29 protein-coding genes and 1 tRNA gene are annotated in these 24618 nt (G+C 65.0%); 22 read left to right on the plus strand and 8 right to left on the minus strand.

Annotation, left to right across the window (positions count from 1 at the left end):
* Positions 1-7 precede the first annotated feature (7 nt).
* Complete coding sequence (locus ACFPPB_RS11640; RefSeq protein WP_377327219.1) at positions 8-241, minus strand: hypothetical protein; 234 nt, start codon at positions 239-241, stop codon at positions 8-10.
* Positions 242-1081: 840 nt separating this feature from the next.
* Here ACFPPB_RS11640 and ACFPPB_RS11645 point away from each other — a divergent pair.
* The 6 genes from ACFPPB_RS11645 to ACFPPB_RS11670 all read left to right on the plus strand — a co-directional run bounded on the left by ACFPPB_RS11645 (position 1082) and on the right by ACFPPB_RS11670 (position 6675).
* On the plus strand, positions 1082-1507 hold the full coding sequence (locus ACFPPB_RS11645; protein WP_377327220.1) for a helix-turn-helix transcriptional regulator: 426 nt from the start codon (positions 1082-1084) through the stop codon (positions 1505-1507).
* The gene (locus ACFPPB_RS11650) at positions 1504-2760 is read left to right on the plus strand and encodes a type II toxin-antitoxin system HipA family toxin (protein WP_377327222.1); all 1257 of its coding nucleotides are present in this window, start codon (positions 1504-1506) and stop codon (positions 2758-2760) included. The genes ACFPPB_RS11645 and ACFPPB_RS11650 overlap by 4 nt, the downstream gene beginning before the upstream one ends.
* Positions 2761-3158: 398 nt before the next feature.
* Positions 3159-4190, plus strand: a complete 1032-nt coding sequence (dusA, locus tag ACFPPB_RS11655) for a tRNA dihydrouridine(20/20a) synthase DusA (RefSeq protein ID WP_377327224.1) — start codon at positions 3159-3161, stop codon at positions 4188-4190.
* An 82-nt stretch (positions 4191-4272) separates the two neighbouring features.
* Complete coding sequence (locus ACFPPB_RS11660; RefSeq protein WP_377327226.1) at positions 4273-4596, plus strand: PepSY domain-containing protein; 324 nt, start codon at positions 4273-4275, stop codon at positions 4594-4596.
* Positions 4596-5288 (plus strand): response regulator transcription factor, encoded by a 693-nt coding sequence (locus tag ACFPPB_RS11665; protein WP_377327228.1) that lies wholly within the window; start codon positions 4596-4598, stop codon positions 5286-5288. Before ACFPPB_RS11660 ends, ACFPPB_RS11665 begins: the two co-directional genes overlap by 1 nt.
* The gene (locus ACFPPB_RS11670; protein WP_377327230.1) at positions 5254-6675 is read left to right on the plus strand and encodes an ATP-binding protein; all 1422 of its coding nucleotides are present in this window, start codon (positions 5254-5256) and stop codon (positions 6673-6675) included. Before ACFPPB_RS11665 ends, ACFPPB_RS11670 begins: the two co-directional genes overlap by 35 nt.
* An 18-nt stretch (positions 6676-6693) precedes the next feature.
* Here ACFPPB_RS11670 and ACFPPB_RS11675 read toward each other — a convergent pair whose 3' ends face one another.
* Together ACFPPB_RS11675 and ACFPPB_RS11680 are read right to left on the minus strand one after the other, a co-directional pair.
* Entirely contained in the window at positions 6694-7488 is a 795-nt protein-coding gene (locus ACFPPB_RS11675) for a M90 family metallopeptidase (protein WP_377327232.1), read from the minus strand.
* Between the two features lie 11 nt (positions 7489-7499).
* Positions 7500-7817, minus strand: a complete 318-nt coding sequence (locus tag ACFPPB_RS11680; RefSeq protein WP_377327234.1) for a hypothetical protein — start codon at positions 7815-7817, stop codon at positions 7500-7502.
* Between the two features lie 215 nt (positions 7818-8032).
* On the opposite strand from ACFPPB_RS11680, the gene ACFPPB_RS11685 reads away from it, so the two are divergent.
* The 12 genes from ACFPPB_RS11685 to ACFPPB_RS11740 all read left to right on the plus strand — a co-directional run bounded on the left by ACFPPB_RS11685 (position 8033) and on the right by ACFPPB_RS11740 (position 15948).
* Positions 8033-9025 (plus strand): biotin--[acetyl-CoA-carboxylase] ligase, encoded by a 993-nt coding sequence (locus ACFPPB_RS11685; protein ID WP_377327236.1) that lies wholly within the window; start codon positions 8033-8035, stop codon positions 9023-9025.
* The gene (locus ACFPPB_RS11690; RefSeq protein WP_377327238.1) at positions 9022-9762 is read left to right on the plus strand and encodes a type III pantothenate kinase; all 741 of its coding nucleotides are present in this window, start codon (positions 9022-9024) and stop codon (positions 9760-9762) included. Before ACFPPB_RS11685 ends, ACFPPB_RS11690 begins: the two co-directional genes overlap by 4 nt.
* Positions 9763-9814: 52 nt before the next feature.
* A complete protein-coding gene (locus tag ACFPPB_RS11695; RefSeq protein ID WP_377327240.1) occupies positions 9815-10495 on the plus strand; it encodes an SPOR domain-containing protein in 681 nt (226 codons plus the stop codon).
* Positions 10496-10534: 39 nt separating this feature from the next.
* A tRNA-Thr gene (locus tag ACFPPB_RS11700) sits at positions 10535-10610 on the plus strand.
* A gap of 350 nt (positions 10611-10960) precedes the next feature.
* Positions 10961-11200 (plus strand): hypothetical protein, encoded by a 240-nt coding sequence (locus ACFPPB_RS11705; protein ID WP_377327242.1) that lies wholly within the window; start codon positions 10961-10963, stop codon positions 11198-11200.
* A gap of 294 nt (positions 11201-11494) precedes the next feature.
* A complete protein-coding gene (locus ACFPPB_RS11710; protein WP_377327244.1) occupies positions 11495-11683 on the plus strand; it encodes a hypothetical protein in 189 nt (62 codons plus the stop codon).
* A 278-nt stretch (positions 11684-11961) separates the two neighbouring features.
* Positions 11962-12213, plus strand: coding sequence for a hypothetical protein (locus tag ACFPPB_RS11715; protein ID WP_377327246.1), 252 nt, complete (start codon positions 11962-11964; stop codon positions 12211-12213).
* A gap of 248 nt (positions 12214-12461) precedes the next feature.
* Entirely contained in the window at positions 12462-12650 is a 189-nt protein-coding gene (locus ACFPPB_RS11720) for a hypothetical protein (protein WP_377327248.1), read from the plus strand.
* Between the two features lie 468 nt (positions 12651-13118).
* Positions 13119-14033: an arginase gene (gene rocF, locus ACFPPB_RS11725; protein ID WP_377327250.1), complete on the plus strand. Its 915-nt coding sequence runs from the start codon at positions 13119-13121 to the stop codon at positions 14031-14033.
* A 34-nt stretch (positions 14034-14067) separates the two neighbouring features.
* Complete coding sequence (locus ACFPPB_RS11730) at positions 14068-15432, plus strand: tryptophan--tRNA ligase (protein WP_377327251.1); 1365 nt, start codon at positions 14068-14070, stop codon at positions 15430-15432.
* A 28-nt stretch (positions 15433-15460) separates the two neighbouring features.
* Entirely contained in the window at positions 15461-15781 is a 321-nt protein-coding gene (locus tag ACFPPB_RS11735) for a hypothetical protein (protein WP_377327253.1), read from the plus strand.
* Positions 15782-15816: 35 nt separating this feature from the next.
* On the plus strand, positions 15817-15948 hold the full coding sequence (locus ACFPPB_RS11740) for a hypothetical protein (protein WP_377327254.1): 132 nt from the start codon (positions 15817-15819) through the stop codon (positions 15946-15948).
* A 3-nt stretch (positions 15949-15951) separates the two neighbouring features.
* Here ACFPPB_RS11740 and ACFPPB_RS11745 read toward each other — a convergent pair whose 3' ends face one another.
* Positions 15952-16335, minus strand: coding sequence for a VOC family protein (locus ACFPPB_RS11745; RefSeq protein ID WP_377327256.1), 384 nt, complete (start codon positions 16333-16335; stop codon positions 15952-15954).
* Between the two features lie 76 nt (positions 16336-16411).
* On the opposite strand from ACFPPB_RS11745, the gene ACFPPB_RS11750 reads away from it, so the two are divergent.
* On the plus strand, positions 16412-16939 hold the full coding sequence (locus ACFPPB_RS11750) for a M48 metallopeptidase family protein (protein WP_377327258.1): 528 nt from the start codon (positions 16412-16414) through the stop codon (positions 16937-16939).
* A complete protein-coding gene (locus ACFPPB_RS11755) occupies positions 16932-17579 on the plus strand; it encodes a DUF6348 family protein (protein WP_377327260.1) in 648 nt (215 codons plus the stop codon). Before ACFPPB_RS11750 ends, ACFPPB_RS11755 begins: the two co-directional genes overlap by 8 nt.
* A gap of 178 nt (positions 17580-17757) precedes the next feature.
* Here ACFPPB_RS11755 and ACFPPB_RS11760 read toward each other — a convergent pair whose 3' ends face one another.
* From ACFPPB_RS11760 to pdhA, 3 genes are all read right to left on the minus strand, one after another.
* Positions 17758-19152 (minus strand): dihydrolipoamide acetyltransferase family protein, encoded by a 1395-nt coding sequence (locus tag ACFPPB_RS11760; RefSeq protein WP_377327262.1) that lies wholly within the window; start codon positions 19150-19152, stop codon positions 17758-17760.
* Between the two features lie 116 nt (positions 19153-19268).
* Entirely contained in the window at positions 19269-20249 is a 981-nt protein-coding gene (locus ACFPPB_RS11765) for an alpha-ketoacid dehydrogenase subunit beta (RefSeq protein ID WP_377327264.1), read from the minus strand.
* A 3-nt stretch (positions 20250-20252) separates the two neighbouring features.
* Complete coding sequence (gene pdhA / locus ACFPPB_RS11770; protein ID WP_377327266.1) at positions 20253-21353, minus strand: pyruvate dehydrogenase (acetyl-transferring) E1 component subunit alpha; 1101 nt, start codon at positions 21351-21353, stop codon at positions 20253-20255.
* 202 nt (positions 21354-21555) lie between these two features.
* On the opposite strand from pdhA, the gene ACFPPB_RS11775 reads away from it, so the two are divergent.
* Positions 21556-22404 carry a tryptophan 2,3-dioxygenase gene (locus ACFPPB_RS11775; RefSeq protein WP_377327268.1) on the plus strand — a complete coding sequence of 283 codons (849 nt, stop codon included), beginning with the start codon at positions 21556-21558 and terminating at the stop codon, positions 22402-22404.
* Positions 22405-22510: 106 nt separating this feature from the next.
* The gene (locus ACFPPB_RS11780) at positions 22511-24010 is read left to right on the plus strand and encodes a peptide MFS transporter (protein WP_377327270.1); all 1500 of its coding nucleotides are present in this window, start codon (positions 22511-22513) and stop codon (positions 24008-24010) included.
* Between the two features lie 98 nt (positions 24011-24108).
* On the opposite strand, the gene ACFPPB_RS11785 is transcribed toward ACFPPB_RS11780, so the two are convergent.
* The gene (locus ACFPPB_RS11785) at positions 24109-24591 is read right to left on the minus strand and encodes a MarR family winged helix-turn-helix transcriptional regulator (RefSeq protein ID WP_377327271.1); all 483 of its coding nucleotides are present in this window, start codon (positions 24589-24591) and stop codon (positions 24109-24111) included.
* Positions 24592-24618: the final 27 nt, after the last annotated feature.

Consider the following 24618-nt stretch of genomic DNA (forward strand, 5'->3'; position numbering starts at 1 on the left):
ATCTTCGTCAGCTCATCAGATCAGTGATGTTCGTCACCAGCCGTATCACCTTGCCGATCAGTTCCAACACACGATCACTCCAATACAGTGCGGAGAGAGATTTCGAGCAGGTTCCTTCCTGCTCTAGTGCTGTAACTACTGCTTCGATTTCTTCGATAACGCTAGTGTCGAGTCGGCCTTGATAAACATCGCGCAGCTGTTTAAGCAAACGGATGCTGCTTTCTTTGGTATGGCTATCCATGTGGATAACTCCTTCGCCGGGCAACATTACCCGCCGTCAGTAGCAATGAGCCGGAAGGAGCCAACCCGACACCACAAGCCAATCACCATTCCGACGCTCCGAACCACGCCGTCACAACAAGCCCATGCCTGCTGCATACGTGATCCTTCGCACGTTGTGTCGAGGGGCCTGATGCACGTAAGGAACCCGACACACGTGCTGCGACATAGCTTCACCAATGGATCGTGAAGCGCCCCGTTCAGCTGGGGCCGACTAGCTAGCTCTTTGCTATCGAAAAAGAAGTAGAACCAATCACCAAATACAGCTCAACCGAGCGGTAACACTCGGCCTAGAACCAAGATAGTCGTGAGAGACGTAGTTGTCAATAAAATTCACTGACAGTGAATTTTGCGCCACAGCCGGGACTGCTGTCGTTTGCCGTTCCAGAACTGGGCAGAGTGCCCTTTTGACCGTCCGCTTCTGGCCGATTCTGTTGAAAAACTCCGTATTAACGAACGGACGTCCAAATCTTCGATCGCGACGGCCGCGACAATTCGATTCTGTACAAATTTGCACATTCAGGCCGACAGAAAGCGATTGCCGCGGCCGGATTTTCTCGCTTCGAACGAAGCTCGAATTTTCGAGGCGAGTTTTTTCAACACTATCGGCCGATAGCGGAAGTTGAGTCGATTCTCGTATCCGGAGCGCCGTGCGGAACGCCGTTCCCACCCAATCCGCATCGGGCGGAGGCGCGTCGCCCAGTGGCTGGGGCACGGTAGAGCACCCTCCAACCTGGATCGGTAAGCGGTAAAATCCAAAATTAACTTGCGTTTCCGGCCGGAAACTGTAACTTAATTTGGTATGGCGAAACGAATCCCCCCAACCCATCCCCGCGTACAGCGCCAGATCGAGGCGCTGAGCCTGCGCCTGCGCGCCGCCCGGATGCGTCGCTCGATGACCCAGGAGGTGATGGCGGAGCGCGTGGGGGTCAGCGTCCCGACCATTGCCAAGCTTGAGAACGGCGACCCGTCGACCAGTCTGGCAACCGTGCTGCGAGCGCTGACCGTGCTCGGTCTGGCCGGCGACATCGACCTGATTGCCGCGCAGGACACCCTCGGTCGCGAGCTGCAAGACAATGCACTCCGGCGCACCAATGCCCCGCCCCGCACGCGGACCACCCCCACGCCGTGGCCGACGCCCATTGCTCAAACGCCGCCCGCGCCTACCTTGCTCCCCACCCCGTCAGTGCCGCCGAAGCCCCCACGACCGCGGAAGCCCAAGCCGTGAACGGTCTGGAAATTTGGATCGACGACGAGTCTCTCGGCGGCTCGGCCTTTGTCGGTCACCTGTCGAAGACGGCAAGCAGGACGGGGGACACGATCAGCTTCGAGTACACCCCCGACTGGCTGGTCAGCGCCGGGCCGGTGGCGGGGTTCCCGCTGGATCATGAGCTGTACTTCGGCGCTGGTCAGCAGTATGCGAGGGCTGGCGCCAACGAACTGTCAGGTGCCTTTCAGGACTGCTCCCCAGATCGCTGGGGCAAGCGCTTGATGGACCGCCGCGAGGCGATCGAGGCGCGCGAAGAGGGGCGCAAGGTGCGCAACCTGCGTGCGTGGGATTACCTGGTAGGCGTCAATGACGAATCCCGCATGGGGGCGCTGCGTCTGGTGGATCCGGAGTCCGGGCGTTATGTGGACGACCGTACACTCAGCGCCCCGCCGATCACCGAACTGCGCCAGCTCGAGGGCATTGCCGCGCAGGTGGAGCGCGGCGATGCCGACCTATCCGACGAGATGGTCCGCTGGATCAAGCAGATCGTGGCGCCCGGCGCGTCACTCGGCGGCGCCCGACCGAAAGCCAGTTTCCGTGACCAGGCTGGACAGCTGTGGCTGGCCAAGTTCCCGTCCAACGATGACCGCGTCGACGTGGGATTGTGGGAGTTTCTGACCTACCAGCTCTCACTCGACGCGGGCATCGACATGCCCGAGGCACGGCTGATGCAGTTCTCGGACCGTGGTCACACCTACGCAGTGCAGCGCTTTGATCGCACCCCGAACTCGCGCCGCATGTTCTCGTCGGCCATGACCCAGTTGGACGTTACCGAGAGCGAGGGCCACAGTTACTTGGACCTCGTGCAGGTCATTGAGACCAGCGGCACCTCCACGCAGATTGCGCGCGACCTTGAACAGCTGTTCCGGCGAGTCCTCTTCAACATCTTGATCGGCAACCGCGACGATCACCTGCGCAATCACGGCTTCATGCGGGCGGGCGATGGCTGGCAACTGTCGCCGGCATTCGATGTGAACCCGAACCCCGACAAAGATCATCACGTGCTCGCGATCGACGACCGGGATCCGTCACCAGATTCGAGCCTGCTGCTGGCCACGGCCGACTACTACCGCCTCTCGAAGAAGGCCGTGAGCGCGGTGACCGAACATGTGCGCGCGGCGGTGCGCGGCTGGGAGAAACGCGCGCGCGCTTTGGGTGCACCTCTGAGCGAGACTGCGCTGATGCAGGCTGTCATCGATCCGGACCGGTAAGCCGCGCGTGTACGATGTGGAAATGTGACCATTGGGGCACGGTTTCTCGTACCTGTCGCTACCTCAGATACATACTGGAAGCAGGTCCTACGTACGAACTGATGGTTTTGCGCTACTCCTGGCCAGCGTCCAACCCTGGGGCGGCCGGTGGCTTATCAGCGCGTTGAATTCGTTCGCTGCCATTGGGTAGCACGGGGTAGATGCGCTCAGACGCCTCCATCGACTTGGGGCCGGCCGCGGTCGAGTGCGCGGTTTGATTGGCTGCACCGTAGGCTACCCTATTGAGCCGTTGCTTCGACGGCGGTGCACGATAGTGCCCATATGGCAGTGCTACATGGCTGGTTGTGTAGCAATTATCGTAGCACTGTAGCACCAAAAACACGCGAAAATTGCCGGAAATGCCCGAAAACGTAACCACTTCAGATGTCCAGGAAAGCCAGCTGCATGGCCAAAAATCGCTAGAGTCGAGCGATTGGCGCGTGTGCGTCGCTCCGATGATGGACTGGACCGACCGGCACTGCCGCTACTTCCACCGGCTGCTGTCGCCGCGGGCGCGGCTGTATACGGAGATGGTGACCAGCGCGGCCCTGGTGCGCGGCAAACAGCTGCGACTTCTGGAGCACAGCCAGCAGGAGCACCCGCTGGCGCTGCAACTGGGCGGCAGCGATCCGCACGAGTTGGCGCAGGCGGCGCGTCTTGGCGCCGAGGCTGGCTACGATGAGATCAACTTCAATGTGGGCTGTCCGTCGGATCGGGTGCAGTCGGGGCGTTTCGGCGCCTGCCTGATGCGCGAGCCGGCGCTGGTCGGCGATTGCGTGAAGGCCATGCGCGACGCAGTCGGCATCCCCGTCACGGTGAAATGCCGCATCGGCGTGGACGACCAGGACGACTACGCCGGCCTGCAGCATTTCACCGAGATCATGCTCGTGGCAGGTATCGAGGTGCTGATGGTGCATGCGCGCAAGGCGTGGCTGCAGGGCCTGTCGCCGAAAGAGAACCGCGATATCCCGCCGCTCGATTACGAGCGGGTGTACCGGCTCAAGCGCGAGTTCCCGCAGCTGAACGTGGTGATCAACGGCGGCATCACCACGGTCGAACAGGTGCAGGCGCATCTGACCCGGTTGGATGGCGTGATGCTGGGGCGCGCGGCGTATCACGATCCGTACCTGCTGGCGCAGGTCGAGGCGGCACTGTACGGCGAGCCGCTGCCGCAGCGCGACGACGTGTTGCGGCACATGCGTCCGTATATCGAGGCCGAACTGGCGCGCGGCACTGCGCTCAAGCACATCAGCCGGCACTTGCTGGGGTTGTACCAGGGCGAGCCGGGCGCACGGGCGTTCCGCCGCACGATCAGCGAAGGCGCGCATCTGCCGGGGGCGGGCTGGGGCCTGCTCGAACAGGCTCTGGCGCCCTGCTCGGTGACCGCGTGACAGCTGACTGTCATCCGGTCAGTATTCAGCCCCGATTGCCTAGGCTACACAGCATGGCAGCCGCCAGGCGGAATCCTCACGCATGACAACGCACAAAAACTTCATCCCTGCTCTGCTGATATGGCTGATCATGGGCGTTGTGGCGACGGCCTCGGCGCAATCGTCCGAGCCGGCGGTGACGCTGGACCAGGCGGTACTCAAGGTGCAGCAGGATACCGGGGGCCGGATCTTGTCGGCCGAGCCGCACCGGGTGGACCGCAAGCTGAAATATTTCATCAAGGTGCTCACGCCGGACGGGCATGTGCAGAAGTTGGTGGTTTCGTCCGAGGCGAGCAAGAATCCCGCTTCCAATCAGTCAACCAAGAATCCGCCCGCAAAACGCGCGGGCAGCAAGGAGAAACACTGATGCGCATCCTGTTGGTGGAGGACGAGGCGCCGTTGCGCGAGACGCTGGCGGCACGACTGAAACGGGACGGTTTTGCGGTCGACGCGGCGCAGGACGGCGAGGAGGGCATCTACCTCGGCCGCGAAGTGCCGTTCGACCTGGCGATCATCGATCTGGGCCTGCCCAAGATGTCCGGCATGGACCTGGTCAAGGCGTTGCGCGAGGCCGGTCAGCGTTATCCGATCCTGATCCTGACCGCGCGCGGCAGCTGGCAGGACAAGGTCGAGGGGTTGAAGTACGGCGCCGACGATTATCTGGTGAAGCCCTTCCATGTCGAGGAGTTGCTGGCGCGCATCAACGCCTTGGTGCGCCGTGCCAGCGGCTGGTCGAAGCCGATCCTGGCCTGTGGCACGATCAAGCTGGATACCACCGCGCAGACGGTGACGGTGGCTGGCAAGCTGGTCGACCTCACCAGCTATGAATACAAGGTACTGGAATATCTGATGCTGCATGCCGGCGAGCTGGTCTCCAAGGCCGACCTCACGGAGCACATCTACCAGCAGGATTTCGACCGCGATTCCAACGTGCTCGAAGTGTTCATCGGCCGGCTGCGGCGCAAACTCGATCCGGAAGGCACCCTCAAACCCATCGAGACGGTACGTGGACGCGGATACCGCTTTGCCATCCCGCGCACCGACGGCGACGACGAATGAGCCGGGATCGCCGCGCCGGCCGCTGTCGCTGGCGGCGCGTGCGGCGATCGCCACCGGATTCGTGCTGGCCGGTTTTCTGGGGCTGGTCGGGCTGACCTTGTCGCAGGCGAACAAGCAGCGCGCCTTGAGCGCGATGCAAGACAAGCTGCAGAATTTCACGTTCGCCTACATCGCCAATACCGACGTCAACCGTTACGGCAAGCTGCTGCCGCCGATCGACACGTTGCCGGACCCGAATTTCTCGGGGCCGGGTTCCGGGCTGTACGCGGTAGCCATCGGCGAGCACGGCTTCTACTGGGAATCCCATTCGGCGATCGGTCGCGATTTCAGTTTCCTGAAGCCGCTGGAGCCGGGTCATAGCCTGTTCGTCGGCCCGGTCGATACGCGCATGGGCCGGCTGTACTACTACAGCTATGGCGCGGCGCTGGATATGGAAGGGGGCAAGTCGGTGCGGCTCACGATGACGGTGGCGCAGACCGAGAGTCAGTTCGAGGGCCAGAACGCGGTGTTCCGGCATTCGTTGGTGATCTGGCTGTCCATCCTCGGCGTGATGCTGATCGTGTTGCAACTGCTGCTGCTGCGCTGGAGCCTGACCCCGTTGCGCAAGGTGGCCAGCGACATGAGCCGCGTCGAGAGCGGCGACAGCGAGCAGTTGGACAGCCAGTACCCGCTGGAGCTGACCGGGCTGACCGAACGCATCAACGCGTTCATCACCAGCGAACGCGAGCAGCGCACGCGTTACCGGCATACCCTGGCCGATCTGGCGCACAGCTTGAAGACGCCGCTGGCGGTAATCCGTTCCCAGCTGGAATCGACCACCGACGATGAGCTGGCGCGGCGCAACAGCGTGCTGGATCAGGTGCGGCGGATGAACGAGCTGGTCGCCTACCAGCTGTCGCGCGCCGCCACTTCCGGCCGGCAGACCTTTGCCAGTGCGGTATCGATCGCCGGTCACGCCGAGGACCTGGTGCAGAGTCTGGAAAAGGTCTACGCGATCAAGAACGTGCTGTGCGAATTCGACATCGAGGACGGCGCCGTGTTCTACGGCGAACAGGGCGATCTGCTGGAGTTGCTGGGCAATCTGCTGGAGAACGCGTTCAAATGGGCCGAGCACCGCGTGCTGCTGGTGGTGAAAATGCAGCCGCAACCGGGCCGGCAGCGGCCGGGCCTGAGCCTGAGCGTGGAAGACGACGGTCCGGGCATCGCCGCGGAAAAGATCGAAAAAGTATTGCAGCGTGGCGTGCGGGGCGATGAGCGGGTACAGGGCCACGGCATCGGGCTGTCGATCGTGCAGGACATCGTGCATGCCTATCACGGTGACCTGGTGGTCGATCGCTCGCCGGAATTCGGCGGCGCCCGCTTCAGCGTGCGGCTGGCGGCGAGCTGACCGGTTTATTCCGCGGGCTCAGCGCGAACGGCGAAAGCCGGGCGGCTCGCAACCTTCGGCAGGGGAGCGGCCGTAGAACGCTTCCAGCAGGTCGGCGATGGCCGGCTCCGCCTCGCGCAACAGCGCCGGCTGCGAATAGTGCAGCTCGCTGACCACAGCGAAATATTCGCTGGCACTTTCCGTCGCGTAATGGTCGATCGGGCTGGTGTGGCCGTCCGGCGGAGTATTGACCAGCCGGTCGTAGGCCAGCTGGAACTGCTCGATCCAGCGCCGCCGCGGAATCTGCACCAGCGGCGGTACGCCGTCGGGCGGGCCGTCGAGCATGTCCAGCTTGTGCGCCATCTCGTGCACGACCACGTTGTAACCGTCCCACGGCTGCTCCAGGTCCAACTGCACATCGGCCAGCGACAGCACCAGCGGACCGCGTTCCCACGCCTCGCCGACCCGTACTTCGTCCCCATCGGTGACGAGGCCGGCGCGGTCATCGTGATGGCTGCGGCGCACCTTGAACTCGCCCGGATAGATCAGTATCTCGCGCCAGCCGCGCAGGCTGGCGGCGCCTTGCTGCAAGGCCGGCAGGCAGGCTTGCATGGCAATCAGCAGCCGCCAGTAGTCGTCGAGCACGGCACCGGCCAATGCATGAAAATTCTTGCGCGCGAGGAACACGGTGGCCAGTTGGCGCAGCCGGGCTTGCCGTTCGGGATCCAGCCGGCGCGCCAGCGGGCATCCGGCCAGTGCGCGCCGCCACAGCGAGTCGGCAATCGGCGGAGGTTCGAACCGAACCCGCAGCGATCGCCACCAACGCCCGGGCACGACGCCGAGTGCTACTGGATTGATCCAGGCAGCAGCGATTGCCAGCCCAGGTGCGGCCGGCGGGCCGGCATCGATCCGGACGAGCCACCGCCGGAGCGGTCGTTGCCGGAGGTGCTGCCAGAGTTGTCGCTGCCTCTGGCCGGCGGACAATCGCGATTCAATCCCAGCGCATCGCCGCCGCTGCCGCTGTTGTCGTCGTGCGAGCCGGTGTTCTCGAGCGTGGCATGCGAGGAGCTGTCCTGCCCCTGGGTTTCCGAACTCGCCGCCATGGCGTTGCCGATTCCGGCAATGCACAAGGCGCAACCGACAAGCCAATAAGTGACGCGCATGGCGATCGAACTCCCTGACGACCCGCAAGCGAAGACCCGGATCGTCTCAGAAACGCCGGCGCCGTGCCAGTGCTGCCGTTTCGACCGCTGTCACGTGACGCCGCATGCCGCGCGACGGGCGAGCCGGGCTAAAATCCGCCGATGCTTATCCTGCCAGGTTTCTCCCTATCCGATTGCCAGCGGCTGGCGACCCTCTCCGCGTCCGGGACTGGCTGATGCAGCCACCACAGTTGCTGGCGCTGCTCGCCCCGGGCAAGCCGCTACCGGGCGCGGGCCTCGCGGCGCAGGCCGGGGTGACCCGGGCGGCCATCTGGAAACAGATCGAGGTCTTGCGCGCCCGCGGCGTGCCCATCGAGGCGCGTGGCGCGGCCGGTTATCGACTGCCATGGCCGCTGCAGATGCTGGATGCCACCCGCATCCGCGCCGCCTTGCCGGCCCAGACGCTGTGCGCGCTGGGCACACTGGAGGTGCATTGGGAGTTGGATTCCACTTCCAGCGAACTGCAGCGCCGCGGCGCCGCGGCCCGGGATTTCACCATCGTGCTGGCCGAAACCCAGACCGCCGGCCGCGGCCGGCGCGGCCGCCCATGGCTGTCGCCGCCGGGGCTGAACCTGTATCTGTCCTGCCTCAAGCGCTTCGAGCAGGGCTTTGCCGCGTTGAGCGGCCTGTCCTTGGCGCTGGGCGTGATCGTGCTGCGTACGCTGGATAACCTCGGCATCGCCGGGGCTGGCCTGAAATGGCCGAACGACGTGCTGGCGGTCGCCGCCGATGGACGGCCGGCCGGCAAACTGGGCGGCATCCTGGTCGAGCTCAGCGGCGAATATCAGGGGCCGTGCGCGGCGATCATCGGCATCGGCCTCAACCTGCGGCTGACCCCGGCCCTGCGCGCACAGACCGGGCAGCCGGCTTGCGATCTGGCCACTCTGGCCGGCGGCGCGCCGCCGGACCGCAACCGCGTCGCCGCGGCGCTGATCGAGGCGCTGGTCGAGGGCTTGCGGCAATTCGAGCGTGACGGTTTCGTCGGCTTCGTCGACGACTACGCGCGCCACGATCTGCTGCGCGATCAACCGTTGCAGCTGAGCGGCGTCCTCGGCGCGTTCGAGGCTATCGGTGCCGGCGTGGACGGACGCGGCGCATTGCAGGTGCGCATGGCCGACGGCAGCGTGCGCCAGATCGACAGCGCGGACGTCACGGTACGTCGCACATGAAGCTGCTGCTGGACATGGGCAATACGCGGCTGAAATGGGCGCTGCAAGCGCAACCGGCCGCATGGCTGGCGCGCGGCGCAGTCGACTGGCAGCCGGACATGGCGACGGCGCTGGAATCGGCCTGGGCCGACCTGCCGCGGCCGGCGGCGGTGATCGCCGCGTCGGTCGTCGACGACGCTCGCGAGGCCCAGGTGACCCGCGTCGCGGAACGCCTGTTTGCCTGCGCGCCCGGCTGGCTGCGCACGCCCGCCAGTGCCTGCGGCGTGCGCAACGCCTATGCCGAGCCGCAACGGCTGGGCGTGGATCGCTTCCTGGCGATGGTCGCGGCGCGTGCCGACGGCCGCGCGCCCTGCATCGTGGCCGGCGCAGGCACGGCGCTTACCCTCGATGCGCTGGCCGCTGATGGCCGGCACTTGGGTGGTCTTATCGCACCGGGTCCGCAATTGATGCAGCAATCGCTGCTGGACGCGACCGTCCGGGTGCGTCCCGAGCGCCCGGGCGACATCCTGGAGCTGGCCGACAACACCGCCGACGCGGTGGCGTCGGGCTGCTGGCAGGCGGCCGCCGCGCTGATCGAGCGTTTCGCCACGCGGATGGCGCCGCGGCTGGGTGCCACGCCGACGCTGATCCTGGGCGGCGGCGATGCGGAGCGCCTGGCGCCATTGCTGTCGATACCCGCCCAGCTGAGCCAGGACGGCGTACTGCGTGGCCTGGCGGTGTGGGCCGGCACGCCATGACTTCAGTGCGGTCCGTCTAGAATGGCGGCTGCTGCCGGTTGATGGGGGTTCGATGTTTCTGCGTTTGCTGTTTGTGCTGTTGAGCGCACTCAATATCGCGGTGGGTGCGTGGCTGCTGCTGGGGCAGCCGTATGCCCGTGGCGGCAGTCCCAGCGATCCGGGTGTGGCGCAACTGCGTCTGCTGTCGGAGTTGCCGCAAACGGCGCCGGCGTCCTCGCTGCCGGCCGCGCCGGTCACCGCGGCCATGCCCGCAGCGGGCATGGCCTCACCCGTCCTCAGTTACAGCTGCATGGCGCTGGGTCCGTTCGCGACGCCGCAGGATCTGCGCAATGCGCGCCTGGCCCTCGCCGCGCAGGCAACACGCATGCGCTCGCGCCAGGAGCAGACCAGCCAATCCGGCGGCTGGTGGGTGTATCTGCCGGCTGCCGGCAGCCGAGCCCAGGCGCTGGAGCAGGCACGGCAGCTTGGTGCGCACCAGATCAGCGATTATTTCGTGGTCAGTTCCGGCGATCAGCCCAATACCGTTTCGCTGGGCCTGTTCAAGGATCCGGCGAATGCGCGCAAGCGCCGCGACGAAGTGGTCGCCGCCGGCTTCCCCGCCCGCATGAGCGAACGCAGCGAAAGCGTGCCCGAATACTGGCTGGATCTGGTGGTTGCCGACAGCAGCCACTTCGACTGGCGCAGCCGCGTCCATGCCAGCGGCATCGGTTCACATAGCACGGGCTGCTTTTGAGCATGCGCCGCGGCGGGCCTGCTAGAATTCCCGACCTTCGCCGGCATAGCTCAGTTGGTAGAGCAACTGATTTGTAATCAGTAGGTCCCCAGTTCGAATCCGGGTGCCGGCACCAGTCAGGTCAAAGGCTTGCGTTCGCGCAAGCCTTTTTCAGTTGGAGTCGAAGCAACGTCGTGCTGCGCAGATTGGGTGAGACGTCGCCGGACCTCGAAAAGCGATTGCAGCATAACCGGGAGCGCCAGCTCACCCGCTAGGACGGCGACATCCATGGACCGAGATACTACTGCAGTGCCATTGCGATTCTGCCGCTTATAGGCGGACGCCTACACGCAGCGGCGTGCTCTGCTGATCCCATCCAGACGCAAACGCCGCCAGCATGCGCATGCCCCGCGAGTCAGGTCCAGACTGCTCCTCTGTCAGCGCGGACCGATGACCGGGGCGACTTCCCTTGCATGGGTGCCACGCATGATCCTCTATACCGTCAAGCCGAGCGAACGCGGTCTGTGGTGCATTCTCTACATGAGCACCACGCTAGCGGATGGCCTGCAGCTGGGCTCCGCCATCAAGCAGGCGAGGGATGCCGCCCGTGCGGAGCACCTGGACTCCGGCCTCGCCACGCGGGTGGAAATGCATGGTGCCGATGCCATCGTACCCCTGGCCAATTACCAGAAGTCACAGGACATCTGGACGGGCGCGACCGCGTGATGGCGACTGTGGGCGAGCGGATCAACGTCCGTGACCGGCTGAGCCGCGCGCACTGGTGCGGCTGCTTCGCCTGCAGCGATAGGGATCTGATCGAGGCGGTCCGAACCACCGGCAGTACAGAGGTAGGCGTGGTCGGGCTGTATCTCGCCACCCGGTACGCTCTGGAATCGTTTGAGGCGGGCGCACCGAGATGAACCGCCCCCGCGCCTGTTAACAGCGCCGTGGCGCTGATTGCACGCGGGATGCCACATGGTGACGCGGGGTTCAATCCTAGAGAATCCGCGGAACAGCCGTATGACTTGTCCACTCGATGGCGACGAACGACGCATGCTGAGCCAGCTCTGCGCGAGTCCATGGGTCTGCGATCGCCGCTATGACTTCATCGTCGGTCTCCGGCTGGAACGGAGAAACCTCGCCCAGTTGTCGTTGTTGGGGCAATGGCACCCGACTCCGGCGGGCCGGCTGATGGCAGCTTCGATGTGACCCGGAGCCGGCCTCACATACGAGCCACTTCTTTAGTATCTTCGCGGAACAGCATGACGCCACTCATTTAAACCGTCATGGGGAACAGCTCGCCCACGCTGCCGGCCGGCATTCCTCCTGTCCGTGCGCTGTTCGCGCGTGCGCGCTTTCGGTGGACCCGAGTTTGCCTGCCTGAACCGTTCCGACGATACTTAACCTTATTATCGCGAGCTGTACACTTCGTTTTTCTCAGGCTCGAATCCATCAGGGGCAACTCTTCTGAGGCACGAGGACACATCATGGGAACGCTTTACGTGGTGCAGGGTTTTTGCGAGGTAGGCGGTGACGTTGTGGCCGACAAGCCAATCCTCCACGGCATGGAGCAGCTGGCCCGCGTGCGTGGCGAGATGCTGGCCGAACAACGCGATGGTGTGCTGGTGTATGCGCAGGCTGCGGATATCGATCGTGGCGAATATTCGGAGCCGGTCATTCTTGCGAAATACGGCCTGGTGCCGCATCCGGAACAACAAAGCCTTTCGCAGCTGGGATAGGGCGAGTACCCGAGGCCGGAACCCAGCCCGCTCGGCGCGATGCCGAGCGGTGAGCCGGTGTCGACGCGGCACCGAATCGCCCCCGAATCCCGGCTGCGGCAGCGATCGGTCTCCGAAGCTTTATGCAAATGCCAGGGCTGCTCTTCGCGGCGGATCGCGGCGTTTCTGAACGCAAAAATCATGTGCATGCGTGTGAAAACCGGTAGGATCGGCCCGACGGTTGCACAGGGGCAGCCCGGAGTGACGACATGCAAACGCTTCTTGCACATTCCGCCTTCTGGCGTGGAGTGGTGCTGTTCGCAGGGATGCTGTCGGGAAAGATCTCACGCGATTCGAAGACCGGGAGGGTTCGTCACGACGAACTGGTGTCCTGGAGTTCGGGTGCGCGCTCGCGCCGCGAAGATGAGGCGGCGCGAAGTCAGGGCGCATTCCATTAAACCCACCTAAACCCACCGCCTGATTCCAGCTGCGGGTCGTCGCGCACAGCGACGTCCGGCGGCGTGCGCATCGATTTATCGGCATCGGATTTGTTCCCAGCCGGGCGAGTGCGCCTGCACGGTTGAGGATGCTCTGATTAACCCAGAGTAGGCGACATGATGCCCAAAAGGCGCGCAGGGTGTTGCGCGACGCAGGGAAGGCTGGCCGTCTTGCCAGGCTGCGCGGCGCAGCCTGTGGCGAATGGTGTTGCGCGGCCAGCCGGGCCACGGCGCCGGAAGACCTATTCCGGTAAACTTCGGCGGATTCGCGATGCTGCTTGTTGCGAATATCTTTCTCACACGGACGCCGGTGATTCGCCCGGGAACGGCGGCTCGACGCCGCCCGCCCTGGCCGCCGCACCGACCTCGACGGAGCGTGACGGCCGTGGCCCGTGCCCGTCGGCGTGCCACAGGCAGGTAAACAGAGATATGAGCAGAAAGACCATTTCACTGATCGGCGTGCCGACCGACATCGGTGCCGGTCATCGCGGTGCCGCCATGGGGCCGGAGGCGCTGCGGGTGGCCAATCTGGCGGCGAAGCTGGAGCGTCGCGGGCTGAAGGTGATCGATCGCGGCAACCTGCATGGACCGCTCAATCCGTGGCAGCCTCCCGAGCATGGCTATCGCCATCTGGATGAGGTGGTGGCCTGGAATACGGCCGTCTATACGGCTGTTCATCAGGAGCTTCAGGCAGGGCGCCTGCCGATCATGCTCGGTGGCGATCATTGCCTGGCGATCGGCTCGATCTCGGCGGTGGCCCGCCATTGCCATGACGAGGGCAAGCAGCTGCGGGTGCTGTGGCTGGATGCGCACACCGATTTCAACACGGCACAGGCCACGCCGACCGGAAATATCCACGGTATGCCGGTGGCCTGCCTGTGCGGTATCGGCCCGGCCGAACTCACCGGCCTCAGCGGTCATGCGCCGGCGACCACGCCGGATGTGTTCCGCTACATCGGCATCCGCTCGGTCGATGAAGGCGAGAAGCGGATGGTGCGCAGTGCAGACCTGCAGGTTCATGACATGCGCCATATCGACGAGGTCGGCATGAAGCGGGTGATGGAGGAGGCGCTGGCCGGCATCGAAGGGAACATCCATCTGCACGTGAGCTTCGATGTCGATTTCCTCGACCCCAGCATCGCGCCAGGCGTCGGCACCACCGTGCGCGGCGGTCCGAACTACCGCGAGGCGCAGCTGTGCATGGAGATGATCGCCGACACCGGCTGCATGGCGTCGCTGGACATCGTCGAGCTGAATCCGGCATTCGACAAACGCAACCAGACCGCGAAGCTGGCGGTAGACCTAGTCGAATCGCTGTTCGGCAAGTCCACTCTGATCCGTTGATCATTCCACTCCGACGACAACACAAGCGAGCACCATGCAGACCCGAGTTCTGACCGGCATCACCACCACCGGCACCCCGCATCTGGGCAACTACGTGGGCGCGATCCGTCCCGCCGTGGAAGCCAGCCGGCGCGACGACGTCGACGCGTTCTATTTCATGGCCGACTATCACGCGCTGATCAAGAGCGACGATGCGGCGCGGATCGAACGGTCGCGGCTGGAGATCGCCGCCACGTGGCTGGCGGCCGGGCTCGATCCGGCACGGGTCACGTTTTACCGCCAGTCGGACATTCCGGAAATCCCAGAGCTGACCTGGTTCCTCACCTGCGTCGCTTCCAAGGGCATGCTCAATCGTGCGCACGCGTACAAGGCCGCGGTGGATCGGAACCTGGAGACTGGCGAGGACGCCGACGCAGGCATCACGGCCGGCCTGTACATGTATCCGGTGCTGATGGCGGCCGATATCCTCGCGTTCGATGCACACAAAGTGCCGGTGGGTCGCGACCAGATCCAGCACATCGAGATGGCGCGCGATCTCGGCCAGCGCTTCAACCATATCCACGGCCGCGAGTTCTTCGTGTTGCCGGAGGCGCTGATCGAGGAGCAGGTCGCGACGCTGCCGGGCCTGGACGGGCGCAAGATGTCGAAGAGCTACGACAACACGATCCCGCTGTTCGAAGGCGGCAAGAAGCAGCTGCGCGAGACGATCTTGCGCATCGTCACCGACTCGCGTCTGCCCGGCGAAGCGAAGGATCCGGACAGCTCGCCGCTGTTCACGATCTTCCGCGCCTTCGCCAGCGAGATCGAAACGGCGGCATTCCGCCAGGCGTTGCTGGACGGCATCGCCTGGGGCGAGGCGAAGCAGGTGCTGTACGAGCGGATCGAGTCCGACGTGGCACCGATGCGCGAACGCTACGAGGCGTTCATGGCCGATCCGGCGGCGATCGAGGCGATCCTGCGGCAAGGTGCGCGGAAGGCACGTGCGATCGCCACGCCGAAGATCGCCGCCTTGCGCGACGCGCTGGGACTGCGTCCGGCCACTTCGGCGGCAACCAAGGCCGTCTCGCCGAAAGCGACCCCGAAGCAGGGCAAAATGCCGCGCTTCGCCAGTTTCCGCGACGCCGATGGTAAATTTCGTTTTCGCCTGTTCTCCGCGGACGGCGAGGAGCTCCTGTTGTCGATGCCGTTCGCCGACCCGAAGGCGGCCGGTGCTCTGCAAAAACGTCTCAGGACGCTGGGTTCGGCCGCAGCGGTGCTGCAGGTCGAGTCGTCGGGCATGATCCTGGCGCTGGATGGCGAACCCGTTGCCAGCACACCCGACTACCGCGACGACTCTGTGCGCGACGACGCTCTCGTGCAACTGCGCGAGGCCCTGGACCAACTGGCGGCGCAGGAATGATGCGCCGCGATGCATGAGTGATTGACCGATGCGCTATCTCGCCATCCTGCTGCTCGCGCCCTGGCTGCTGATTCTGTGCTGGGCCTACTGGGCCTATCCGAAAAGTCTGCCGCGCACTTCGGTTCGACGTGTTCTGGATGCCGCAGCGATGCTGCTGGCGCTGGGTGCCGCTGCGCAGTGCGCGGTGATCGGTTTCGACCAGGTCGGCTCACCCGTGGTCGACGGCTTCGGGCGCGCCAGTGGCGCGATATGGCAGCAGGTATTGCCCGCGTTGTACGGCTACGGCGCATTCACCGCCGTGCTGCTGCTGGCGATGCTGCTGCGCCATCTGTTCTGGGGCCGCCGCTGACTTCGGCCTGCAGGCGCGTTACCGCTCGTCTGCATATGGTCTGCGGTCGCGGCGGCCACGCGCAGGACAGCTTCGCGCACGGCACTGCCGACGTGTTCGGCAACGGCTTCGGACTGCGCGATGACGAGCAGTTGCTGTTCAAGCTCGGCTATCGCTTCGACATATAAGGCTCAGTCCCAGCGATTGAGGTGCGGGCCGAACGCCGCGCGCTGCGGCCGTACCACGCAGAAGCGTTGGCCGCTTGGCGCCTCCATCACCCACCAGCGGTCGTGCACCAGTGCGACGCGGCGGGCGCCAAGGTTTTCCAGCCGGGCCACTTCCGCGTCCAGGTCGTCGGTCTCGATATCCAGATGCACGCGGCTGGCATGGTCCACCTTCTGCAGCACGATGATCGGTTCATCCGGGGCGGTCTGCAGCTCGGCATACCTGCCGTCGCCGTCCTGGTCGGGATCGGCCACCGGCTTGCCCAGCGCCCGGCTCCAGAACGCGGTGGCCACGTCGAGGTCGTCGATGTCGCAATCGATGACGATGCTGCTGAGCCGGCTGTGATGCATGGGACGCCTCCGCGGGTTATCGAAGGTGCTGTTTTACGCCGAAGCGCGTGAACCGCTGCGATGCGAGAATACGCGCATGATCCCGCTCAAATACCTTCAGGCCTATCCGCTCACCTTGCAGGACAAGGTGCGCGAGCTGATCGCGCAGGAGCGTCTTGGCGAGCATCTGGCCGAGCGTTATCCGCGGCGCCACGAGGTGCAGAGCGACAAGGCTCTGTATGCCTACACGATGGACCTGAAGCAGCAGCATCTGAAGAACGCGCCAGGCATCGACAAGGTGCTGTACGACAGCAAGCTCGACGTGGTGCGCAACGCGCTGGGTCTGCACACGGCGATCTCGCGCGTGCAGGGCGGCAAGCTCAAGGCGAAGAAGGAAATCCGCGTGGCCGCCTTGTTCAAGGCGGCCACGCCCGAGTTCCTGCAGATGATCGTGGTGCACGAGCTGGCGCACCTGAAAGAACTCGATCACAACAAGGCGTTCTACCAGCTGTGCCGGTACATGTTGCCGGACTACCATCAGCTGGAGTTCGACCTGCGCGTGTATCTGACCTGGCGTGAGCTGCCCACGACGACCAGCGCGACAACCGGGGATGGCGATGAATAGTGCGGCGCTACAGAAATACCTGCTGCGGTTGTTCGAGCGGCACGATGTCGAACTGGACGCGGACGAGGACGGCTGGCTGGTCACCGACGGAGATTTCCCCGCGATCCGTGCCGAGTGGCATGAGGGCAGCGCGACCGAACCGGGCCGCCTCGATGTCGATGTGGTGCTGAGCGAGGACCGCCGCATCGAGGAAAGCTTCGCCGGCCTCGGCGCAGGCGAAGCCGGTTGCCGCGATGCCTTGCACGCGTTCGAGAAGAGTGCGTTCCACGTGTTGCTGGCCGCGTGCTGGTACGTCACCGACGATCGCCGAATGCGAATTGCCACATGGGACGTCGGCGTGCGCAGCTGGGACGTGTTCATCGGCCCGTTCAACGTGCGTGGCGCGGATGCCGTGAGCATGCCGGACGACGCGCTGGCGTCGATCGAGGCCGCCTTGAAGCGCGAAGCGCTGACGCCCGAGCTGCACTGGCTGCGGCTGGTGCACAGCCACGCCGCCGGCGGCGACGATTCGCGCAGCGAGGCCTTGCTCGACAATGAGCTGTGGACGGCCGGGACCCTGGCGCTGACCGCGGTTGCATGGCCGCACGGCGGCGACTACAGCGCGCGCTGTTTTATGCTGCTTGACGTGCGCGATTACTGACCCCGCTGCCTCTTGTTGTAGGAGCCCGCTGGCGGGCGATGCTCTTGTTTTGATTTTTCCTATCCGATCATCAAAACAACAGCATCGCCCGCCAGCGGGCTCCTACAGTCTCGGGTGGGTATCATGGTGAAAAAATGGGCGCCGTGAGGCGCCCATTTTCTTGCACGATGTAGCGAGCTCAGTTCGGCAACGCCAGATCGTCCAGCATCGCCTTGAGGAAGCGCGCGGCTTCACCGCCGGTGGCGGCGCGGTGGTCGAAGGTCAGCGACAGCGGCATGCGGCGATGCACTTCGATTCCGCCGATCACCGCCACCACGTCGTGGCTGAGCTTGCCCGCGCCGACGATGGCGACCGTCGGCGGCACCACCACCGGCGTGGCGTACCTGCCTGCGAACATGCCGAAATTCGACAGGCTGATGGTGTAGCCGGACAGTTCCGACGCCGGGATGCTGCGATCTTCCACCTGCGTGCGCAGACGCTTGATGGCGGCGCGCACGCCGGCGGTGTCGAGTACGTCGGCATTGCGCAACGCGGGCACGAACAGGCCGTCGTCGGTGTCCACCGCGATGCCGATGTCGACGTGCGGATGCAGGGTGCGGCTGAGGTTCTTGCCGTCGAACCAGGCGTTCAATGCCGGCACCGTCTTGCAGGCGAACACGATCGCGCGGATCAGCCGCGCGGTGATGTCCTGCTTGCCGATCCATGCATGCAGGTCGGCGTCGTCGACCAGGGTGGTCGGCACGACCTGGGCGTGGGCGTCGGCCATCACGCGGGCCATGTTGCGACGTACACCTTTCAGCTGTTCGGGCTGGCCGCCGGCCTGCTGCGACGGCGGCGCGGTACGCACCGGCTTGCCGGCCAGCGAGGTGGCAGTGCGCGTCGGCTCTTGTGAAGCATGGCCCGGCTGTGGCAGTTCAGGCGCCAGATGGCGACCGGCCGAAGCAGGCACGGCACGCGCTGGAGCGGCGCCGAGCGCGGCCGAACCGTTCGCGGCGGCATCCTTCACGTCCTTCATCGTCACCACGCCGTCGGCGCCGCTGGGTCGCACGCGGGCGAGGTCGACCTTGAGTTTCTTCGCCAGCGCCCGCACGGCCGGCACGGCCCTGACGCCGCCGATGCTGGCGGCTTGTTCGACGTGCACGTGGCTGCCGCTGACCATCGCGCCGACCACGGTGCCTTCGTCTTCGCGGGCTGCGGTGGTCTCCTCGACTTCCCCACCTTCATCCGAAGCGACCACCTTGCGGTCGTCTGCGACAGGGCTGCCCACGCTCTTCTTGGGGCCGTGGTGATGGCCGGTGGATTCGGCTTCGGCGCGCTGCTTCGCATTCGGGTCAGGCTCGAAATCGGCCAGCGCGGCACCGGTCTCGATGATGTCGCCCGGAGCGCCGTGCAGCTTGGTGACCTTGCCGGTGTACGGCGAGGGCACGTCGACCACCGCCTTGGCGGTTTCCATCGCGCACAGCGGCGCATCGAGCTTGATGCTGTCGCCCACCTTCACGTGCCACTCGACGACGGTCGCGTCGGGCAGGCCTTCGCCGAGGTCGGGCAGGTAGAACGTCTTGATATCAGCCATGGGATTTCATCCGGCAATGGGGGATCGGGAATCGGGAATCGGAAGAGCAGGGCGGGAAAGGCGCGTGTTGGCTGTGACCATTCCCCACTCCCCATTCCCGATTCCCGGCGGTCAGCTCAGCTGGCCGCCAAGGTGCGCTTGGCCGCGTCGACGACGCGCTCCACGCTCGGCATGTATTTCATTTCCAGGCGGAACAGCGGGATGTGAGTGTCGAAGCCGGTGACGCGCTCGACCGGTGCCAGCAGGTCGTACAGGCATTCCTCGGCCAGCCGGGCCGCGATCTCGGCGCCGAAGCCGGCGGTCTTGGGCGCTTCATGCACGATTACGCAGCGGCCGGTCTTCTGCACCGACTCGGCGATGGTGTCGAAGTCCAGCGGGGTCAGTGTGGCGACGTCGATCACTTCGGCGCTGATACCATGCCGGGCCAGTTCGTCGGCCGCTTCCAGCGCCTCCTTCACCTGCGCGCCCCAGGTCACCAGGGTCACGTCGGTGCCGTCGCGCAGCACGAAGCACACATCCAGCGGCAGGGCCTCGCCGTCATCCGGCACCTCTTCCTTGTACTGGCGATAGATGCGCTTGGGTTCGAAGAACATCACCGGATCCGGATCGCGGATCGCGGCAAGCAGGAGGCCGTAGGCGCGTGCCGGCGAGGACGGCATCACCACGCGCAGGCCGGGGATGTTGGTGAACAGGTGCTCGTTCGCCTCGGAATGATGCTCCGGCGCGCGGATGCCGCCGCCCCACGGCGCGCGGAACACCGCCGGCACGGTGAGCCGGCCCCGGGTGCGGTTGCGCATGCGCGCGGCGTGGCAGGCGATCTGTTCCATCATCGGGTAGATGAAACCTTCGAACTGTGCCTCGGCGACCGGCTTCATGCCCTGCACGGCGAGGCCGACGGTGACGCCGGCGATGGTGGTTTCGTCCAGCGGCGTGTCGAGCACGCGCAGCTCGCCGAACTTTTCCTGCAGGCCCTGGGTGGCGCGGAACACACCGCCGTTGACGCCGACGTCTTCGCCCAGCACCACGACGCTGTCGTCGTGGGCCATTTCATAGGCGAGCGCCTGGGTGACGGCTTCGATGAGAGTGATTTGTGCCATGACTCAGTGGCCCTTGTTGGATTCGAGCTGGGTTTCAAGCGAGAGAACGTAATCGCGCTGCTTGGCGAGATCGGCGGGGACTTCGGCGAAGATGTAGTCGAACATCGCCGATACCGGCTGCGTCCTGGTCTCGAGGTAGGCATTCACCTCGTTGTCCATCCACTCGTCGCACTCGGCCTTCCAGGCTTCTTCCTTTGCGTCGTCCCATACTTTCCTGGCCACCAGCCACTTGCGCAGGCGCTTCATCGGCTCTTTTTCCCAGCCGTCCTTCACTTCCTGCTCGCCGCGGTAGCGGCGGGCGTCGTCGGCGGTGGTGTGGTCGCCCAGGCGATAGGTCACCGCCTCGATCACGCTGCCGCCGTGGCCGTTGCGCGCGCGCTCCAGCGCGTCCTCCATCGCCTTGCGCACGGCGATGATGTCGTTGCCGTCCACCTGGATCGAGAACAGGCCGGCGGCAATGCCTTTCTGCGCCAGCGTGGGCGCACCGGACTGGATCTTGCGCGGCACCGAGATCGCCCACTGGTTGTTGACGATGACGCAGACCAGCGGCAGGTTCTGTGCGCCGGCGATGTTGATCGCGCCGTAGAAGTCGCCCTTGGACGAGCCGCCGTCGCCGATCGTGCACACCGCCACGCGTTTCTCGCCGCGGATCTTGAACGCCAGCGCGGAACCCGCGGCGTGCAGGCATTGCGTGGCGATCGGCACCGACCAGGCGAAATCGTGCCGTGCCGGTTCCTTCTGGTAATCGTTGCCGCGCTCGTCGCCGCCCCAGTACATGTAAACCTCGCGCGGCTGCACGCCGCGATACAGCTGCGCGCCGTATTCGCGGTAGCTCGGCGCGTACACGTCTTCCGGCTTCATCGCGCTGCCGATGCCGACATGCGCGGCTTCATGACCCAGGCAGCTGGCGTAGGTGCCGAGCTTGCCGGTGCGCTGCAGCGCGATCGACTTGGCGTCGAACACGCGGGTGGACAACATCAGCTTGTACAGCTCGACCATGTGATCGAGATCTTTCGCGAACTCGGGCAGATCGTCACGGACCTGCTTGCCCTCGGCATCGAGGTATTGCAGGTATTCGATTTCAAACTTGGCGGCGATGGTCACGACTCGCTCCGGGGTGATAGAAAAGGGAAGCTGTGGAACACGGCATTTTACCGGGGTCGGCTAGGCCGCAGGTCCGAACAAGACCGCGCTTGATAACAGGCCGGCATGTTGCACTGCAAGGTACGGTGCAGCATTCGTGCGCGTACGGCATGAACCCCGGCAACCGCTAAAATGATCAATCCTTGCAGGACGACTAAGCCGCATGAGCGACAACCAGCGTGATATCGAGGCAGGCATCCAGACGGACCTGAATGGCCAGATGACTTACGGCGGCTACCTGCATCTGGACACGCTGCTGTCGGCGCAGCAGCCGCTGAGCCAGCCGCCGCATCACGACGAAATGCTGTTCATCGTGCAGCACCATGTATCCGAGCTGTGGATGAAGCTGCTGATCCATGAACTGAAGGCGGCGGTGATGCATCTGCAGGTGGACGATGTCGACGCCTGCCTGAAAATACTGGCGCGGGTGAAACAGGTGCAGCGCCAGCTGTTTGAGCAATGGGCCGTGCTGGAGACGCTGACCCCGTCGGAGTATCTGGAGTTCCGCGGCGTGCTGGGGCCGTCGTCCGGTTTCCAGTCGCTGCAATACCGGCAGATCGAGTTCCTGCTTGGCAACAAGAACGCCGGCATGCTCAAGGTATTCGCCCACGATCCGGCGGCGCAGGCGCAGCTGCGCGCGGCGCTGGAAACACCGAGCCTGTACGACGAATTCCTGCGTTACCTGGCGCGACGAGGCCATGCGGTGCCGCCCGAACTGCTGCAGCGCGACTGGACCCAGGCTTATCGGCGCAGCGAGGCGTTGCTGCCGGTGTTCAAGCGCATCTACGAGGATCGCGCGGAATTCTGGCCGGAATATCACATGTGCGAACAGCTGGTGGATGTCGAGGGGAGTTTCCAGCTGTGGCGTTTCCGCCACATGAAAACGGTGGAGCGCATCATCGGCCATCGTCGCGGCACCGGCGGCTCGTCCGGCGTGAGTTTCCTGAAGAAGGCGCTCGATCTGGAATTCTTTCCCGAGCTGCTGGACGTGCGCACCGTGCTGGGCAGCTGAACCGCGTGGCACATTTGAAGCTGCACGCGCGCAGCGATCGCTGCTTTCGACATCACGATCCCGTGCGGCGCGCGCTGCGCCGACTCCGGACCACCCAGGGGAATCCATGAATCAGGTTGCCGAGACAAACGCCGTACCGGATTATCCGCAGCTGTTCGGTCATCCGCGCTCGCTGTGGATGCTGTTCATGACCGAGTTCTGGGAGCGCTTCGCGTTCTACAGCGTGAGCTGGGCGGTGGCGCTCTATGTGGTGGCGCAGTTCTACCATGGCGATCCCTCCGGGCAGGGCTGGGCCGGTGCGATCTTCGGCACCTACACGGCGCTGATCTTCGGCACCGGCATCTTCGGCGGCTACGTGGCGGACAAGCTGATCGGCTACCAGCGCGCGATCCTGATCGGCGCCCTGGTGATGGCGGCGGGCCTGTTCACCCTGGTCGTGGCCAGCAAGACCGTCTTCCTGCTGGGCTTGTCGATGGTCATCGTGGGCGACGGCCTGTTCAAGCCGAACATCTCCTCCATGGTGGGCCAGCTCTACGGCCGTGACGATCCTCGGCGCGACCGCGGCTTCACGCTGTTCTACATGGGCATCAACGCCGGCGCATTCGCGGCGCCGCTGCTGACCGGCTGGTTGGCCGCGACCTTCACCGACACGCCGCTGCGGCAGAACTACAAGCTGGTGTTCATCGCCGCCGGTGTGGGCATGCTGCTGAGCTTCCTGTGGTTCTGGTTCGGCCGGCGCCAGCTCGGCGGCGTGGGCCGGCCGCTGCCCGGCATGGAAGGCCGCACCCGCTCGCTGCTGGTGCTGCTGGGGGCGGTGGCGGCGGTGCCGCTGATCTACTTGCTGCTGTCGAGGGTCGGCACCATCGGCCTGCAATGGCTGATCGGGCTGCTGGCGGTCGGCGTCGCGGCGCTGCTGATCGCCGAGGCGATGCGCCACGACCGCATCCAGCTGGATCGCGTGTGGGCGATGCTGATCATCTTCGGCTTCAACGTGCTGTTCTGGATGTTCTATTACCAGCTCGGCAGCTCGTTCAATTTCCTGGCCGAGAACCTGGTCGACCGCAAGATGTTCAACTGGGTATTCCCGGTGAGCTGGTTCCAGTCGGTCAGTCCGTTGACCATCATCTTGCTGGCGCCGGTGGTCAGCCTGGCCTGGGGCTGGCTGGGCAAGCGGCGGATGGAACCTTCCATTCCGCGCAAGTTCGGCTTCGGCCTGATCTTCAACGGCCTGGGCTTCCTGGTGCTGATGTACGCGCTTCGATACCTGATCGACCCGCAGGGCATGATCCCGTTCTGGCCGCTGGCAGCGTGTTATTCGCTGCAGACCGTGGGCGAGCTGTGCCTGTCGCCGATCGGCTTGTCGATGGTGACCAAGCTGGCGCCGCCGCGGCTGGTCGGTCTGGCGATGGGTGGCTGGTTCCTGTCCACCGCGGCCGGCGGCAACCTGTCCGGCCTGCTGGCCAGCTACATCGCCGGCGAGCACGGCATGACCGCCGCCTCGGCGCTGTCGGGTTTCAGCTTCGGCTTCTGGCTGCTGGCCGCCTCCGGCGCGTTGCTGCTGCTGATCGCGCCGCTGATCAACCGGCTGATGCACGGCGTGAAGTGAGGCTGAGAAGTGAGTGGGGAGGAGCGAGAAATGAGTGGGGAGGAGTGAGAAATGAGAGAAGAGCCGCGCTAGGCGGCCGTCTTGCTTCCTCTCATTTCTCACTCCTCCCCACTCACTCCTGCTCTGAGAAGCTTGTCGAGGATGCGTTCCAGCCAGGCACGTTCTTCGGCGTCGAGCCGCGCCAGCACCTCGCGCTCGCGCGCACGGGCCATCGGCGCGACTTCGTCGTGCATGGCCCAGCCCGCCTCGGTCAGGCCCAGTACCGAGCGGCGCTTGTCGTTGTTGTGGATCGCCCGGCTGACCCGGCCGGCCGCGACCAGCCGCGCCAGGGCACGGCTCACCGCGACCTTGTCCATCGCGGTGCGCTCGGCCACTTCGCGTGCGGACAGTCCGTCGAAGCGGGCCAGCACCGCCATCACCCGCCATTCGGTCACCGAGATGTCGTAGCGACGCTGATAGTCGTCGGCAATCGCCTGACTGATCGTGTTGGACAGGATAGACAGCCGGTACGGCAGGAAATGTTCCAGCTCGAGCGGAGCATGCTCGGCGGTGACGGGGACAGGCTGGCGTTTGGCGGACACTGCGGCGACGCTCCTTGCAAATGGTTT

The organism is Rhodanobacter terrae, from assembly GCF_042657005.1.
Classification (GTDB): Bacteria; Pseudomonadota; Gammaproteobacteria; order Xanthomonadales; family Rhodanobacteraceae; genus Rhodanobacter; species Rhodanobacter terrae.